We start from the raw sequence: 16,338 nt of genomic DNA, 5'->3' as shown, positions 1-16,338 counted from the left end.
ATCCTTGTTTCAGTTATTAAATAAAGCCGCGAAATATGGTATACCTCAAAATCACTTCAAAAATCAATATGCCAAGGGCCAATAAAGCATAAGGCCTAAATTTTTCAGAATAGTTATAATACCTGAATTCTTCTATTTTAGATTTCTCAAGACTATCTATTTCCTCATAAATCTCCTCCAGTTTTTCATTGTTTGTGGCTCTAAAATATTCCCCACCGGTATCCGCAGCGATCTGTTGTAATAAAGCTTCGTCAATTTCAACTTTTTGAACACCATATTGAAATCTTCCATTGGGCAGAATTCCCACTGGTGTAAGTGCGTTTCCGTTGCTTCCAACTCCAATAGTGTAAGTTTTAATTCCGAACTCTACTGCAAGTTCACTGGCAATTTCAGGATCAATAAATCCTGAATTATTCACCCCATCAGTTAACAGAATAATCACCTTACTTTTGGCTTCACTGTCCTTCAAACGATTTACCGATGTCGCCAGGCCTGAACCAATAGCCGTGCCATTTTGTAGCACCTCGCTATACTCTATATCATTTATAGCCCGCAACACAATATTTTTATCGCTGGTAATAGGTGTTTTGGTAAAACTCTCCCCGGCAAAGAGTACTAAACCGATCCTATCATTAGGTCGGTTTTTAATAAATTCAGCACCAACTTCCTTTACAGACTCCAGGCGATTAGGTTCAAAATCTCGCGCCAGCATACTTGCTGAAACATCGATGGCCATTACGATATCTATGCCGCGCACATTACTGCTTTGGGTGGTTACGTCCACGGTTCTTGGTCGCGCCATAGCAGTAATGAGGAGCGCCAAAGCCAGTAAACGCAGAACAAAAAGCACCGGTTTTAATTTTGATAGCAGAGATTGCTTTACTTTAAAACCTCTAACGCTAGACATCCTAAGCTCTGGCGTCTGCTTCTTACGTTTCCAGAAATACCAAGCCGTTACTGGCAAAAGCAGTAATAAAAGCCAGAAAAATTCCGGGTTTTCAAATGTATAGTTAGCAAACATTAATCAGTCTGATTTTTTAATTGAACCGAATTTTCAATACGTTGCGAAATTTCTTCGGCATAAGCATCATTTTCATCAAACACCACCATAATTTGTTGGAATCCCTCGTTAGCACCAAAATTTAGAATTGCATATTCCTTTTTAATTGATCCGCCGCTAAGGGGATTTTCGAGATCAAAAGTTCCAAAAACCTTAATTCCTTTAGTATTATTAATGGTAGAAAAATCTTCTTGTTTCATAATAATGTTTCGTGCGCCCTGGGCTTCCAAAGATTCGTAAATTCCATCTACCGCTTTTTGTAAATCGAAATTGCCTTGCGGATTAACTGGGCCTGTAACAAGCAAGGTATATAAGTTGCCTTCGAGTGAACCAAAATCAAAAGTTTCGCTACCCAGCATCATCTGTTGAAGTTCATCACTGCGCTTAACTTCTTTCCTTACCAATACTTCCGGTGTAGTAATCGTTACTGCTGGGGTACCATATTCACTTTTAATCCAATCACCTTCTAATAATTCTTTAGTTTGATTCCCGAAAACTGAATCTTTTACGAAACCAAATCCTTTTGTGTTCACTAATACAGCAATAACTATAATACCAAGTACAAGTACCCCCCCAATTACTGCCAGAATTTTAGTTCTTTTTTTTCGTCTTAGTTTTTCTTGTCGATAGTTTTCATCCTGCATCAATTCTTGTTCGGTAGGTTCGGGAACTACCTGTCTAATGTCTTTTATAAGGTGTTCCACTTTGGTACGATCACTTTTAGCTGTAATGACATCAGGTCTCGAATTCGCGAATTTGGCCAAATCACCACGTTTCAATAACTGCTGAAGATTATCTATTGATTTATCTTTCAGGCTCAATTCTCCTGCTTGTTTCCTCAACTCCAGGTAGGCGATGAGTTCTGAAGTTGTACTCTCTAGAGCACGATCGTAGATTTTCCTATCCAGGTATTTTCTTACAGAAAAAGTCAGTTGGGAATAATACTCCTTAATTTCACGATCTTGTAGTAAAGAAGAACTATCCAATTGGTTTAGCTCGAACATTGCCTGTTCGTAGGGAGGTAATTCGGGTTCGGCTTCTTTTCTTTTCTTTCTTCTTCTGAAAAAATAGAATGCAAAACCAAGCAATATGACCCCTGCTAGCAGCCACCAAAGCCATTTTGGGATTTCAAAAGGTTTTGGGACCTCTACAGAAGGTTTTATAGGGTACATTTTTTGGCGGGTAGTATCAACTTTTACATTGGCGACCTCAACCCTGAAGGAATCGGTTAAATATTCCCGGTTTTCAATAATAATTTTCTGCTGCGGGATAATATATGCACCGGAATCAAACTTTGTAAGGGTATATTTCTTTAAAAGTCTGAAACGGTCCTCAACTGTAGTTGTATCGGTACCTAATGATTCGACCATTTCCATAGGATCAAAAGTTTGTCCCTCCGGAAAAACCACCAAATCGGTAGAATCGGTTTCAACTTCAATACTAAAGGTGATCTGTTCTCCGATTTTTATAGAGGTGGAATCTATTTCAGCATTTACGGGAGATTGCTGGGGATATAACTGAAAGGATAACAGCATCAAAATCGGCAGAATTGCCGTGCGATGAATTTTGATTGATGTTAGTAATTTATTTTCCATTCTTTTTAACCTCTCCTTTTAAAATAACCCAGTAATTTTTTTACGTAACTTTCATCCACCCGGTTATTTATAACTCCTGCCCCACTAAGGGTAAAACTCTCGTTAAAATAAGCGGCTCTTCCACGGTAATATTCAGCGTAATTTTTCCTAACCGATTTTGATCCTGTATTTACCGTTACATACTCTCCGGTTTCCTCATCCAACATTTGTACCAGACCCAAATTTGGTATCTCTTCTTCTGCAGAATCGTATACCCGAATTCCAGTAACATCATGTTTGTTGCCGGCTATCTTTAAAGTTTGTTGGTAATTATCATCCATAAAATCGGAAAGTAAAAAGACAATTGCTTTTTTCTTCATCACATTTGAAAGGTATTTTATGGCAGCTGCGACATCGGTTCTTTTAGACTGTGGTTTAAATTCTATTAATTCCCTGATAATACGAAGTACGTGATAGCGTCCTTTCTTGGGGGGGATATAAAGCTCTATTTTGTCTGAAAATAACATCAACCCAATCTTGTCATTGTTTTGGGTTGCCGAAAAAGCCAGTGTGGCGGCAATTTCGGTAATCACATCTTTTTTAGTCTGGTTTTGTGTTCCGAAAAATTCTGAACCCGAAACATCTACCATAAGCATCATGGTTAGTTCGCGTTCTTCCTCGAATACCTTTACAAAAGGTTCACTATAACGCGCTGTTACGTTCCAATCTATATTTCGAACATCATCTCCAAATTGGTATTGCCGTACTTCGCTAAAGGTCATTCCACGACCTTTAAATGTAGAATGATATTCCCCTCCAAAAACGTGATCGCTCAAACGCCGGGTTTTTATTTCAATCTTTCTAACCTTCTTTAAAAGTTCTTTGGTATCCATCAGGAAACGGTTGTGTTTTTACACAGCAAATAACTGGAATGCAAATATTGGTGTGAAAATATAATTTAAGGCACTTCTATCTCGTTCACTATTTTATGTACAATATCTTCTGAAGTTACATTTTCGGCCTCAGCCTCGTAGGTAATTCCGATTCTGTGACGAAGCACATCTAGAACTACTGCCCGAACGTCTTCGGGAATTACATATCCACGACGTTTTATAAAAGCATAGCATTTTGATGCTCTCGCTAGGTTAATACTTCCTCTGGGAGAAGCACCAAAACTTATAAGTGGTTTTAAGTCTTTTAAATTATATTTTTCTGGATTTCTGGTAGCGAAAATAATATCGAGGATATATTTTTCAATCTTTTCATCCATATACACCTCTCGAGCAGCTTGCTGTGCACGTAAAATTTGATCGATGCTCACCACAGGATTTACCTTTGGAAATTCCCCTTTTAAATTGGCACGCATTATTAACTGTTCGTCGTTAATTTCAGGATAATCGATAACGGTTTTTAGCATAAAACGGTCAACCTGGGCTTCGGGCAGAGGATATGTTCCTTCCTGCTCTACCGGGTTCTGAGTGGCCATTACTAAAAAGGGTTTATCTAAAATAAAGGTTTCTTCTCCGATAGTTACCTGCTTTTCCTGCATAGCTTCCAATAAAGCAGATTGCACCTTAGCAGGTGCACGGTTGATTTCATCTGCCAGGACAAAATTTGCGAAAATTGGTCCTTTTTTAATGCTGAAATCATTAAGTTTCATATTATAAATTAGGGTTCCCACAACATCAGCCGGTAAAAGATCTGGTGTAAACTGGATCCTGCTGAAACTTCCATGAACAGCTTGTGAAAGCGTGTTAATTGCCAGGGTTTTAGCTAAGCCTGGAACACCTTCCAGTAAGATGTGTCCCTGTCCAAGTAAACCAATTAGCAAACGCTCCATCATATGCTTTTGACCTACTATGACCTTATTGACTTCTGTGTTTAGTAAGTCTACAAAAGCGCTTTCCCTCTCAATCTTCTCATTTAAACTTGCAATATCTACAGAGGCGTTGTTTTCTACCATTTTATTCGTATTTAGAACCTTAAATTTCTTGGCCGCAAATTGGCTAATTATTAGCGTTTAGGCTGTTAATGTATGGTTAAAAAACAAAAGAGCGGCTAAAATGCCGCTTTTTTGTTATAAAGGAATTATCTGGGTTATTCCAAATAAATTGTTTCCAGATCAATAGCAGAATCTTCTTCGACCTCTACATTGTTTACTGGTACCACATCAAGACCTGTTTCTGCAGCTGGAGTGATAGTAACCTGGTAGGTTCCTGCCGGTACTCCGTGAAGCACAAAGTTCCCGGTGGCGTCGGTATAAGCAGAAATAGTGTGACTAGCGTTCTGTGCCTTGACCAAACTTTGGAAATCTGTGGGATGCACTTTTCCCATTATAGAACCCGTGTTGGCCATAGCCGAAATTCTGATAACAGGCTTTAAAATGTAACCTGAATTTCCTGTAATTACAACAGATTCATCAACATCAAAATCTAAAAGATATTCATAACTTTCTCCTGCTTCAAGTTCTTGATCCACTTGTAATTTTAAACCTGATTGTTCTGCACTAGGGGTAGCAAGCGGTATTTCCTCACCCTCAATTACTACGACATTATCAGGACCTAGCACCAATCTTATTTGATCCAGGTAACCCGCAGGAATTTCCGCATCAACCAGTAACTGTGATACTCCTCCGGTTAATTGTAAAAGATCATAACGGCCGGCCTCTACGTTTGGAAGGCTTTCCCATTGTGATTCTTCCTCTCCAATAGCTGCTTCGGTTTTAATCATTACATCTTCCACATCTACCCAAACATGATCATAGTCTCCGGGAGCATCTGTCATTCTCACCGCTAATTGGGCACTTCCTTCTTCATTTCCATTTTCCTCATCACTGCAACTGGTAAATCCAAAAGCGATTACCGCAGCAAGCAGTAAGCTTTTTAATTTTAAGTTCTTCATCGTTCTTTTCATAAATAGGTTATTAATTGTTTAGACAAGAAAACGGCGTGTAATCAATTAAATTTTACACAGGTAATTAGATTAACTAAATTTAACATGATTTTAAATTGCATATGTAAATCCAAGCTAGTTACTTGTAGAAAAATATGTAACACAAACCATCGTATGAAAACTGCATTAATCACCGGAGCAACTAGCGGAATTGGAAGAGCCACCGCGAGTGTCCTAGCCAGGGAGGGTATAAATCTCATTCTTTGTGGACGACGAGAGGAGCGTCTAATAGCCTTGAAAAAAGAATTATCCAAAAGAGTTGCGGTTTACACGCTTTGTTTTGATGTTCGAGAGAAAGATCAGGTTTTCGAAAAAATTACTAGTCTTCCTGATAAATTCGGAAAAATAGATATTCTTATCAATAATGCGGGAAATGCCCACGGTTTAGATCCAATTCAGGATGGAAATATAGACGATTGGGATGCTATGATAGATATAAACGTAAAAGGCCTGTTATATGTGAGCAAAGCAATTTTCCCGCAAATGATAAGTAAGGGGGGCGGGCATATTATCAATATAGGATCTACCGCAGGGAAAGAAGTTTATCCTAACGGAAACGTTTACTGCGCCAGTAAATATGCGGTCGATGCTTTAAACCAGGCAATGCGCATCGACCTCAATAAATATGGAATTAAAGTTGGCGCTGTAAATCCAGGTCTCACAAAAACCGAATTCAGTGAGGTGAGATTTAAAGGAGATTCTGAAAAGGCTAAGCATGTTTATGAGGGCTATACTCCATTGCGTCCAGAGGATATCGCCGATATTATTCGGTTTGTGGTCACCAGACCTTATCACGTAAATATTGCTGATTTGATCGTGATGCCAACTGCCCAGGCAAATAGTTCAATTGTGCATAGGGAGAAATAATAAACAGAGTCTTTCGCATTCACGGAAATGAGGAAATTAATATGATTAACAAACGGCTTCTAATTAAGAACCTTCTTGCTCATAATGATGAGAACAGCTTTTATGACAAAAAGCTAAAACTCAATATTGGGGAACGAGAAGGGAAGGCTAAGTTTTTAAAACACGTTTGTGCACTATCTAATTCCAATCCTGAGAATAATTCTTATATAGTAATTGGAGTTCAGGATGAGGATAATAATATAATAGGGACTGATTTTTTTGATGACAGTAAAATTCAGAATCTCGTAAATGCGTATTTGAGTAACCCACCTTTAATTTCCTATGAAAATATTCCTTTTCCGCATCTGCCAGGAAATCTTGTAGTGGGGTTAGTGAGTATCAGACCCAATCACGGGAAAATTTGTTCACTTAAAAAAAATATATGGAAGTATTATGGAGGCTCGGTTTTCCTTAGGGACGGAAGTATAAGTATGCCGAAAGTTTTTGGGATAGAAATCAAGGATGTGAATTCAGAAATAGTGAATTCTATAGAGAAACATTCACATAATAATATTGAATTAACGCTCGATGGCGTATTCGATTTTTTAAGAAAAAGAAAAGATTACAACGCCACTTATAAAGTTTTTAAAGAATATTTCGTGGTTTGCTGGGCCGGAAAAAAGATACAGGCAAAAAATGAAATATTTTATTCACGTGTGGACATTGAGCTGATAAATGAACAGGTAAAGCTATTTTATTCAGATCTGGACCAGGTGAGCATCAGCCTGGACGATGAAAAGTTTAAGATTCTGGAATATGTTCAGCTGGGCCTTCATGATAAATATCATTTTTATCCACTTGAAGAAGTAACCATCAGTTTTAAAGACAGTGTGAGTTATGATATTGAAAGCAGATTACTATTTGAACCACCAGTTTTTGACAGAAGAACTCTTTATCATATTTACAATATAAATAGTAAACTGGTAGAAAGGCTTAAAAAGAAGCTTCCGTTAAACAAACAACAAACAAAAGATCTTAAAAATTTGCCTTCAACGTATTTACTTTGTTATTTAAATAACTTTGAAAAGGCAATAGATAAACTTGAAGAAGCAAAGCCTTATTTGAAGCAATACAGTCAGGAAGTTTATAACTATTATAAGGAAAGTATGCGAATTCTAAGAAAAGTAAAATACAATTAATATGGGGAGAAGTATTGCTATCGGGGATATTCATGGGGGATTAAAAGCTTTAGTTCAACTCCTGGAAAAAATAAAAGTCACCCCCGAAGATAAACTTATTTTCCTGGGTGATTATGTAGATGGTTGGAGCGATTCAGCCAAGGTTGTTTCTTATCTCATAGAGTTGGCCCGGCAAAACACTTGCATCTTTTTGCGCGGGAATCACGATGATCTTACTCATCGTTGGTTGGAAACGGGAGATCTGAACGAGAAATGGTTGGAGCACGGAGGTCAGTCCAGTATTGATGCTTACCGCGATTTTTCTTCAGAAGAAATAGAAAAACATATTGAATTTTTTAATCAGATGCTGAATTACTATATCGATAAAAAAAACAGGCTATTTGTACATGCCGGTTTCACAAATCAGCACGGCCCTGAACAGGAATATCATAATACTGGTTTTTATTGGGATCGGACCCTATGGGAAATGGCGCTTTCTTTAGATAAAAATATAAAACCGGATGATGTGAACTATCCAAAAAGGCTTCAAATTTTTGATGAGATCTTTATTGGTCATACGCCCGTTACCCGAATCAATGAAGATGTGCCGGTAAAAAGAGCAAAAATCTGGAATATAGATACTGGCGCTGCTTTTATGGGAAAATTATCGGCTATAGATGTGAATTCAAAGGAAATTTGGCAGAGTGATCCTGTTTTCAAGCTATATCCTGAGGAAGAGGGTAGAAATTAAGACGATTTTACCACAAAACGCCTTTACTCTTCATATCTTTGTACTTTAAGGATTTTGGTTTTAATTTGAGCTGAATTATCTTAGTGAAGATTTTAATCGAATTTTTGAAGCAGTAATTATAAATCCAGCAGGATTGCACAACGCCTGCTCCAATTAATATAAAATGGCCCTCGACAATATTAGATTAGAAGTAATGAATACCGTTGAAAAAGAGGTAGATGGTTTCATAGAGAAATACCTTATTCCGGTAGAAGAAATTTGGCAACCCACTGATCTCCTTCCCAATTTACAGGAAGAGAATTATATGGATGACCTTACCCAGATCAGGGAAGAAGCCAAAGAACTTGAATACGATTTCTGGGTTGTATTAGTCGCCGATATGGTTACTGAGGAAGCCCTGCCGACCTATGAATCCTGGCTTATGGATATGGAAGGTGTAAAGCAGCACGGGAAAAGTCGGGGTGAAGAAAATGCCTGGTCCAAGTGGGTACGTCACTGGACGGGAGAAGAGAACCGTCACGGGGATACCCTCAATAAATATCTCTACCTCTCCGGCCGGGTAAATATGCGAGAAATAGAAAAAACCACCCAATATTTAATCAATGATGGTTTTGATATTGGTACCGGTCGTGATCCTTACAAGAATTTTGTTTATACTAGTTTTCAGGAGTTGGCAACCAATATATCGCACAAGAGGGTTGGTCAGCTAGCTAAGAAGAAAGGTAACAAAATGCTCGGGAAAATGTGTAATATTATCGCCGGAGACGAGATGAGGCACTATATGGCCTATAGAGAGTTTGTGAAAACCATTTTTGAACACGATCCTAGCCAAATGATGCTGGCTTTTCACGATATGATGAAAAAAAAGATTGTGATGCCTGCACAATTTCTTCGTGAAAGTGGACAGGGAATCGCAGAAGCCTTTGAAAATTTCTCAAACGCGGCGCAAAGACTTGGCGTATACACGACTTACGATTATATTGAAATCCTTGAGAAACTTAATGGCTACTGGGAAATAGATAAAATGCGCTCCCTGACCGATGAAGCTGAAAAAGCAAGGGATTATCTAATGAGATTGCCCGATAGAATGCGCAGAATAGCAGACCGTATGGCAATCCCGCAAGATCAACATACTTTTAAATGGGTTGAAGCCAACGGAAGGATTTAGTAAGTGTCATCTAAAAAATAATACCTCACATTCCTCGATATATGTCGGGAATGTGAGGTTCTTTATTTATAAGTCTAAATATTGAATATTAGCTCCTTTGCTTTTTCCAGATCTTATAAGAAATCAGGTCTTTTTCTATTAAATTAAGACAGAATGCAATTACCGCTGCATCATCTAAATAACCAATTATAGGAATAAAATCAGGAATTAAATCCAGGGGGGAGAGCACATAAAGAAGCGCTCCACCAATAGCGGCAATAACGTTAAAGGGAACTTCGCGATAATTTCCCTTTGCATAATCACGCAACAAATTAAAAAGTAATTGCGCATCATCCATATAACGCTGTAACTTTCCTTTATTTTCAAATTTAGCCTTTATCGACTCTTCATCTTCCAGTACACTATTTATATCGTCCTCTTCAAAGTTTTCCTGGCGTTTTTTATGTTCCTTTTTAATCGCTTCGTTATCAATTTTACTCATTATTCAATTTTTTGATGCACACAAAGTATAAAATTATTGTTGAAGGTTTATTTAGTGAAATGCTAAAATCTTATAAAAAATAAACCTCACATATTTTAGGGGCTGTGAGGTTTATAAAATTATAAAATTTTGTGCACTTGGAAATATTTTAGAATCTATAAGTACTCTGGAAGCTAAAAGCCAGGCTGGAAATATTAAAAGTCTTCGGTAAGCTTCCAGTAAACCATTTACAAATCAAATTTAATTCCCTGTGCCAAGGGCAGTTCAGTGGTATAATTAATAGTATTAGTTTGTCTGCGCATATAAATTTTCCATGCATCTGAGCCGGATTCTCTACCGCCACCAGTTTCTTTTTCACCGCCAAAGGCCCCACCAATTTCTGCCCCAGAAGTTCCTATATTCACATTGGCTATCCCGCAATCGGAACCTTCTACGGAAAGAAAATGCTCGGCTTCCCTTAAATTATTAGTCATTATTGCTGAAGAAAGTCCCTGCACCACTCCGTTTTGTATTTCTATCGCATCAGAAATTTCACCAGAATATTTCATTATATAAAGTACCGGAGCAAAAGTTTCATGCTGAACAATTTTAAATTCATTTTTTGCTTCGGCAATAGCAGGTTTTACATAACATCCACTTTGATATCCTTCTCCTTGCAATACCCCGCCTTCAACTAAGATTTTTCCGCCTTCTTCTACAACTTTTTCCAAAGCTTTTTGATAATTTTTCACTGCATCTTTATCGATAAGCGGTCCTACATGATTATTTTCATCCAATGGATTTCCAATACGCAACTGTTTGTAAGCTTTTACGATCGCATCTCTTACCTGATCGTAAATAGACTCGTGAATAATTAATCTTCGGGTAGAAGTACAACGTTGTCCACAAGTTCCAACTGCTCCAAAAACGGCTCCAATAACCGTGTTTTTAATATCGGCATCTGGTGTAACTATTATGGCATTATTTCCACCTAATTCGAGAAGTGATTTTCCTAATCTAGCAGCTACAGCCTGGGCAACGATTTTCCCCATTCTAATTGAACCGGTAGCCGAAATTAAAGGAACACGTTTATCGTTAGTCATCATTTCACCAACTTTATAGTCGCCCGTAATCAAAGAGGAGATTCCTGCCGGGACATTGTTTTCAGCAAAAATGCGTGCAGCTATATTTTGACAGGCCACAGAAGTCAAAGGAGTTTTCTCGGAACCTTTCCATATACAAGCATCACCACAAACCCAGGCTAAAGCTGTATTCCAAGACCAAACCGCTACGGGAAAGTTAAATGCTGAAATAATTCCAACCACACCAAGCGGGTGGTACTGCTCGTACATCCTATGGCCCGGGCGCTCAGAGTGCATGGTCAAACCGTGCAACTGGCGGGAAAGACCTACTGCAAAATCGCAGATATCTATCATTTCCTGAACTTCACCCAAACCTTCCTGGTAGGATTTTCCCATTTCGTAGGAAACTAATTTCCCTAAAGGTTCCTTTAATCTTCGCAATTCATCGTTGAACTGGCGAACGACTTCTCCTCTTTGTGGGGCTGGCCAGGTGCGCCATTGTTTGAAGCCTGCTTCAGCACTAGTAATTACATTCTCATAATCCTCTTTCGTAGTGGATTTTACTTTTCCAATTAAAGCACCATCCACAGGGGAATAAGATGGGATTATTTCTCCGTTACTGAAAAAATCTTTTCCAGTAGAAGTTCCGTTATTGATTTCCTCTAAGCCGAGATCTTTTAAAGCTTGTTTGATTCCGAATTTTTCTGCTATTTCACTCATTAAATTGTAAATTTTATCTGTTCTTTTGTGTGTTTTCTGCTAAAATAGTAAAAAATTTACGCTATTGTGTATCGGATACGTATCGTTCATCTACAGGCATAATTTCCCCGCAATTATCACAGGTGCGCAATTGTTTACTACCGTAGAAATGTTTAAAATGCTTTAAGAAATCTTTCTCAATATCTTCCAGGGGAAAATAAACTTCATATAATTTATGATTACAGATATCGCAATACCACAAGAGGCCGTCTTTTCCTTGAAGTTGGACACGTTTTCGCTCTACAACCAGGCCAATGGAACCTTCCTTTCTTACTGGAGAATGTGGCATTTTTGCCGGATGCATATACATATCTCCGGGCCCCAATTTCATTGTTTTCTTTTCTCCATCTTCCTGAATATGTATCTCAATTTCTCCTTCTAACTGATAAAATAATTCTTCTGTTTCATTGTAATGATAATCCTTTCGAGCATTAGGTCCGGCTACAATCATTACAATATAATCTTCCGATTCTTTATATAGATTTCGATTGCCCACCGGCGGTTTTAAGCTCTCTCGGTTTTGCTCAATCCATTTATTTAGGTTAAAAGGTTTATTCACAGCCATAATTTTCCATTTTTTGTTGTTTAAAATTACAACTTAATGATTAGAAATGCTGGTGGAAGAATAAGTTTTTGGAGGCTTAACATCCTAATTGGCCATAAGCATTGAAGGGTGGAAGCTCCTGAGGGCTATGTATGCTAAAGCTGGCCCTATATAAGCTTTAGAAAATGCTTATCTTTCAACTTTATAAAATCTATTTAGATGAAAAAACTACTCTTGTTCTGTTCAATTAGCTTTCTATTGGCTTGCAATAACACTTCAGAAAATAAAGCTGAAAATCAGAATACCCTTATAAATAAGGAAACCGATTCCGTAGATAACTTCGGAATTGTCATTCACGGCGGCGCTGGTACTATCTTAAAAGAAAACATGAGTGATTCCCTTGAGCTAGCCTATAGAGCCAAACTGGAGGAAGCTATCAGAACCGGACATGAAATTCTTGCCAACGGGGGCACCGCTATAGAAGCTGTAAAACGTACTATAAATGTAATGGAAGATTCTCCTCTTTTTAATGCAGGGAAAGGTGCTGTTTTCACGAATGCTGAAACCAATGAGCTTGATGCTTCCATAATGGATGGAGAAACTTTAAATGCGGGTGCAGTAGCGGGTGTAACCACTGTGAAAAATCCAATAAACCTTGCCTGGGAAGTAATGAAAAACTCACCACACGTTATGATGGCCGGAGAAGGAGCAGAACAATTTGCCAGGGAAAGAGGATTAGAAATGGTAGCTCCTGAATATTTTTATACCAAAAACAGGTTTCAATCTTTACAAAGTTTAAAAGAAAGAAATTCAGAAGAAACGGTACTGGATCACGATGAGAATAAAACCGCTTTTATAGATGCATTCATTAAAGATTCAAAATTCGGGACTGTTGGATGTGCTGCTTTGGATAAAAACGGAAACCTGGCTGCAGGAACCTCTACTGGTGGGATGACCAATAAAAAATGGGGGCGAGTTGGTGATGCGCCAATAATCGGAGCTGGGACCTATGCTAATAATAAAACTGCGGCGATTTCAGCTACTGGCTGGGGCGAATATTTTATTCGCGGAGTTGTAGCTTACGATATTTCTGCGATGATGGAATATAAAGAAATGAGCCTGGCAGAAGCTGCAAAAGAGGTAATTCAGAATAAGAATCCGGACTTAGGGGGTAACGGTGGAATAATCGCGATAGATCATAATGGTAATGTTTCTATGGAATTCAATACCGCTGGTATGTACCGTGCAAATATGGATAAAAACGGAAATTTAGAAATAGGAATTTATGGAAAATAAATCTTCTATTTCAAAATTACGGATGGCCCAACCTAAAAAGTTGGGCTTTTGTTTTTAACGCAAGTTTAAAAGTTGTTAGTTCTGAAACTCCCAGGCTAAACCTATTTTCGCAGATTATTAAATTTTTAAAATGAAAAATAAGAAAGGGTTTATTTTTATAATAATATTTACTTTATGCTTTGGGCAAGTGTTTTCTCAACGTTTAACTCGTGAAGAGATAAATGATACTATTGAGAAAATGCCGACATTTTCTATACATAAGGACAATTATTTTATTACCGGGATTTCTACAGACAAAGAAATTAATTCAAAGACTGCAGATGCAAAATATCAAATAAGTTTTAAAGCATTACTAATCCGCGATAAACTTCCATTTGATACGCATATGTTTCTTACCTATACCCAAAAAGCTTTTTGGAGCGTTTACCAGTTTTCCAGTCCATTTCGCGAACTCAATTTTAATCCAGGTATAGGGTTAGGAAAGCCCATTTTTAATAAGAAAGATCAATTAGCAGGAATGGCATATTTACAATTAGAACACGAATCTAATGGACGGGATAGTATTTATTCCAGAAGTTGGAATTCTCTATCTTTGAGTTACCATACGGCCATAAATGAAAATTTATTAATAAGTGCAAAGGCTTGGCTTCCTATAAGATACAAAAAAGACAATCCTGATCTGATTGATTTTCTTGGTTATGGTAAAATAAATCTTACCTACAATATCATACCAAATGAATTGCTTGTAGACATTATGCTACGAAAAGGAATGAAGGACTGGCATGGAACTCTTCGCACTCGCCTGTTATACAAACCTTTTATTTCTTCCAATGTTTATTTAATGTTGGAGTGGTTTAAAGGCAACACTGAAAGCCTTATCAACTTTAAAGAAAATCGAAGTATGGTACGGGCAGGATTTGTAATTAAATCAGACGAACTCAACTTTTTGAAAACTATACCCGACTCCTTTTAACAAACTATTAAGTTTTGTTAGTTCGGTTTATTCGGAACTAATTGATAATTTTGCGGCTTCAATTTATCAAAATGAATAAATCACAACTAGAAGAGCGCAAAATTCATCTTATAGAAAAACTTGGGGTTCAAATTGAAAAAGAGCATCAATTGGCACCGGTAGCCGCAAGGATTTTCTCCACTTTAATAATGATTGGAAAAAAAGGCTGCACTTTCGAGCAATTGGTTAGCGATCTAAAAGCTGGAAAAAGTACCGTTTCAACACATTTAGAGCATTTACAGGCTACTAACCGCATTGAATATTACACAAAAACTGGAGATAGAAAGCGATATTTTATTGTAAATCCGGATCTAATGGTGAGTTATATCGATGAGATGACTGCAAAATGGGAAGCGCAAAGATGCATTCACCAAGAAGTCCTGGAATATAAAACTCAGATGAACAAGCTTGATTCAGAAGATAATTTTGATCTGGATTTTCAGCAAAACCTACTGATCTTTCTTGATGAAGCCACTGCAGCAGTGAATAAATTAAAGAGAAAAATAACCAACTCGTAATTATATTTATAAACCATGAAAAAGATAATTTATTTTAGTCTATTTATAAGTGCCTCAATTTTAACTTCTTGTGCAGATAGTAAGGGAGGCCAGCAAGCTCAAGCAATGGGTCCGAAACCTTTTCCAGTTTTAGAGGTCCCAACTAAAACCGTTACGGGATACACTTCTTTTCCAACCAGTATAGAAGGCGTAGTAAATAGTGAAGTAAGAACAAAAGTATCTGGTTATATTACTGATGTTTTGGTAGATGCAGGGGAGGAGGTAGAGAAAGGGCAACTTCTCTTTAAACTTGAAACCGAATCTTTATCTGGTGATGCAGAAGCTGCCAGGGCTAATGTAAATGCAGCTAAGGTTGAAGTTGAAAAACTAAAACCCTTGGTGGAAAAGGATATTATCAGCAATGTGCAACTGGAAACTGCAAAGGCGCAACTTGCTCAAGCCAAGGCTAATTATAACAGCATCTCTGCCAATATAAATTATGCTAACATAAAAAGTCCTGTGGATGGTTATGTGGGGAGTATAAATTTTAGAAATGGTGCCCTGGTGTCACCAGGTGATCCTACTCCACTTACCACTGTTTCGCAAACCGATGAGGTGTATGCTTTTTTCTCCATGAATGAAAAAGATTACTTGAATTTTATACAGGGGGCTCCGGGAAGTACTATGAATGAAAGAATAGCAAACTTTCCTCCAGTTTCCTTAATTCTTGCCAATGGAGAAGAATATAGTTATAAAGGAAAAATACAAACCGTTTCAGGACAAATTGATCCTTCCACGGGTACAGTAACTTTCAGAGCAAAATTTCCGAACCCAAACCAATTATTATCAAATGGTAATAGTGGTCAAATTCGAATTCCGCAAACTTATAAAGATGTAGTTGTTGTTCCTGAGATTTCAAGTTACGAACAACAGGGAAGAACTTATGTTTATAAAGTACAGGGAGATACCATAGCCATTTCTAATCCAATTACTGAAACTGCCCGGGTAAATAATCTTATTGTGGTAGAATCTGGGATAAAAGAGGGAGATTTAATCGTGGCAAAAGGTGTTGGACAATTAAGGAATAATACACCGATAAAACCACAGAAAATTCCCTTTGACAGTATTGCAAATTCTATTAATAAAGTATTTAAATAAA

The 16,338-nt window shown here is 37.6% G+C and carries 16 protein-coding genes; 8 read left to right on the top strand and 8 right to left on the bottom strand.

The window, feature by feature from the left end; all coding sequences use genetic code 11:
• Window positions 1–16 precede the first annotated feature (16 nt).
• The 5 genes from DET49_RS08175 to DET49_RS08155 form a co-directional block, all read right to left on the bottom strand.
• Complete coding sequence (locus DET49_RS08175; RefSeq protein WP_133547609.1) at window positions 17–1,021, bottom strand: vWA domain-containing protein; 1,005 nt, start codon at window positions 1,019–1,021, stop codon at window positions 17–19.
• Entirely contained in the window at window positions 1,021–2,655 is a 1,635-nt protein-coding gene (locus DET49_RS08170) for a protein BatD (RefSeq protein WP_133547608.1), read from the bottom strand. The genes DET49_RS08175 and DET49_RS08170 overlap by 1 nt, the downstream gene beginning before the upstream one ends.
• A 5-nt stretch (window positions 2,656–2,660) precedes the next feature.
• Window positions 2,661–3,527, bottom strand: coding sequence for a DUF58 domain-containing protein (locus tag DET49_RS08165; RefSeq protein WP_133547607.1), 867 nt, complete (start codon window positions 3,525–3,527; stop codon window positions 2,661–2,663).
• A 65-nt stretch (window positions 3,528–3,592) separates the two neighbouring features.
• Window positions 3,593–4,597 carry an AAA family ATPase gene (locus DET49_RS08160; RefSeq protein ID WP_133547606.1) on the bottom strand — a complete coding sequence of 335 codons (1,005 nt, stop codon included), beginning with the start codon at window positions 4,595–4,597 and terminating at the stop codon, window positions 3,593–3,595.
• 134 nt (window positions 4,598–4,731) lie between these two features.
• Window positions 4,732–5,547, bottom strand: a complete 816-nt coding sequence (locus DET49_RS08155; protein WP_133547605.1) for a DUF4382 domain-containing protein — start codon at window positions 5,545–5,547, stop codon at window positions 4,732–4,734.
• 153 nt (window positions 5,548–5,700) lie between these two features.
• Here DET49_RS08155 and DET49_RS08150 point away from each other — a divergent pair, with 153 nt between their 5' ends.
• The 4 genes from DET49_RS08150 (at window position 5,701) to DET49_RS08135 (ending at window position 9,529) form a co-directional block, all read left to right on the top strand.
• Entirely contained in the window at window positions 5,701–6,453 is a 753-nt protein-coding gene (locus DET49_RS08150) for an SDR family NAD(P)-dependent oxidoreductase (protein WP_133547604.1), read from the top strand.
• Window positions 6,454–6,494: 41 nt separating this feature from the next.
• Complete coding sequence (locus DET49_RS08145) at window positions 6,495–7,631, top strand: ATP-binding protein (RefSeq protein WP_133547603.1); 1,137 nt, start codon at window positions 6,495–6,497, stop codon at window positions 7,629–7,631.
• A gap of 1 nt (window position 7,632) precedes the next feature.
• Window positions 7,633–8,361 carry a metallophosphoesterase family protein gene (locus DET49_RS08140; protein ID WP_133547602.1) on the top strand — a complete coding sequence of 243 codons (729 nt, stop codon included), beginning with the start codon at window positions 7,633–7,635 and terminating at the stop codon, window positions 8,359–8,361.
• Window positions 8,362–8,524: 163 nt separating this feature from the next.
• Window positions 8,525–9,529: an acyl-ACP desaturase gene (locus tag DET49_RS08135; protein ID WP_133547601.1), complete on the top strand. Its 1,005-nt coding sequence runs from the start codon at window positions 8,525–8,527 to the stop codon at window positions 9,527–9,529.
• A gap of 88 nt (window positions 9,530–9,617) precedes the next feature.
• Here DET49_RS08135 and DET49_RS08130 read toward each other — a convergent pair whose 3' ends face one another.
• From DET49_RS08130 to DET49_RS08120, 3 genes are all read right to left on the bottom strand, one after another.
• Window positions 9,618–10,010, bottom strand: coding sequence for a YkvA family protein (locus DET49_RS08130; protein ID WP_133547600.1), 393 nt, complete (start codon window positions 10,008–10,010; stop codon window positions 9,618–9,620).
• Between the two features lie 227 nt (window positions 10,011–10,237).
• Entirely contained in the window at window positions 10,238–11,791 is a 1,554-nt protein-coding gene (locus DET49_RS08125; protein ID WP_133547599.1) for an aldehyde dehydrogenase family protein, read from the bottom strand.
• A gap of 61 nt (window positions 11,792–11,852) precedes the next feature.
• Complete coding sequence (locus DET49_RS08120; RefSeq protein WP_133547598.1) at window positions 11,853–12,395, bottom strand: 3-hydroxyanthranilate 3,4-dioxygenase; 543 nt, start codon at window positions 12,393–12,395, stop codon at window positions 11,853–11,855.
• 198 nt (window positions 12,396–12,593) lie between these two features.
• Between DET49_RS08120 and DET49_RS08115 the strand changes: the two genes are divergently transcribed.
• The 4 genes from DET49_RS08115 to DET49_RS08100 all read left to right on the top strand — a co-directional run bounded on the left by DET49_RS08115 (window position 12,594) and on the right by DET49_RS08100 (window position 16,337).
• Entirely contained in the window at window positions 12,594–13,670 is a 1,077-nt protein-coding gene (locus DET49_RS08115; protein ID WP_133547597.1) for an isoaspartyl peptidase/L-asparaginase family protein, read from the top strand.
• 130 nt (window positions 13,671–13,800) lie between these two features.
• Complete coding sequence (locus DET49_RS08110; RefSeq protein ID WP_133547596.1) at window positions 13,801–14,643, top strand: phospholipase A; 843 nt, start codon at window positions 13,801–13,803, stop codon at window positions 14,641–14,643.
• A gap of 71 nt (window positions 14,644–14,714) precedes the next feature.
• A complete protein-coding gene (locus tag DET49_RS08105; protein WP_133547595.1) occupies window positions 14,715–15,200 on the top strand; it encodes a GbsR/MarR family transcriptional regulator in 486 nt (161 codons plus the stop codon).
• Between the two features lie 15 nt (window positions 15,201–15,215).
• A complete protein-coding gene (locus DET49_RS08100) occupies window positions 15,216–16,337 on the top strand; it encodes an efflux RND transporter periplasmic adaptor subunit (protein ID WP_133547594.1) in 1,122 nt (373 codons plus the stop codon).
• Window position 16,338 lies beyond the last annotated feature (1 nt).

Source organism: Salegentibacter sp. 24 (genome assembly GCF_004362395.1).
Lineage (GTDB): Bacteria > Bacteroidota > Bacteroidia > Flavobacteriales > Flavobacteriaceae > Salegentibacter.
This window is presented reverse-complemented; position numbering and strand designations above follow the sequence as displayed.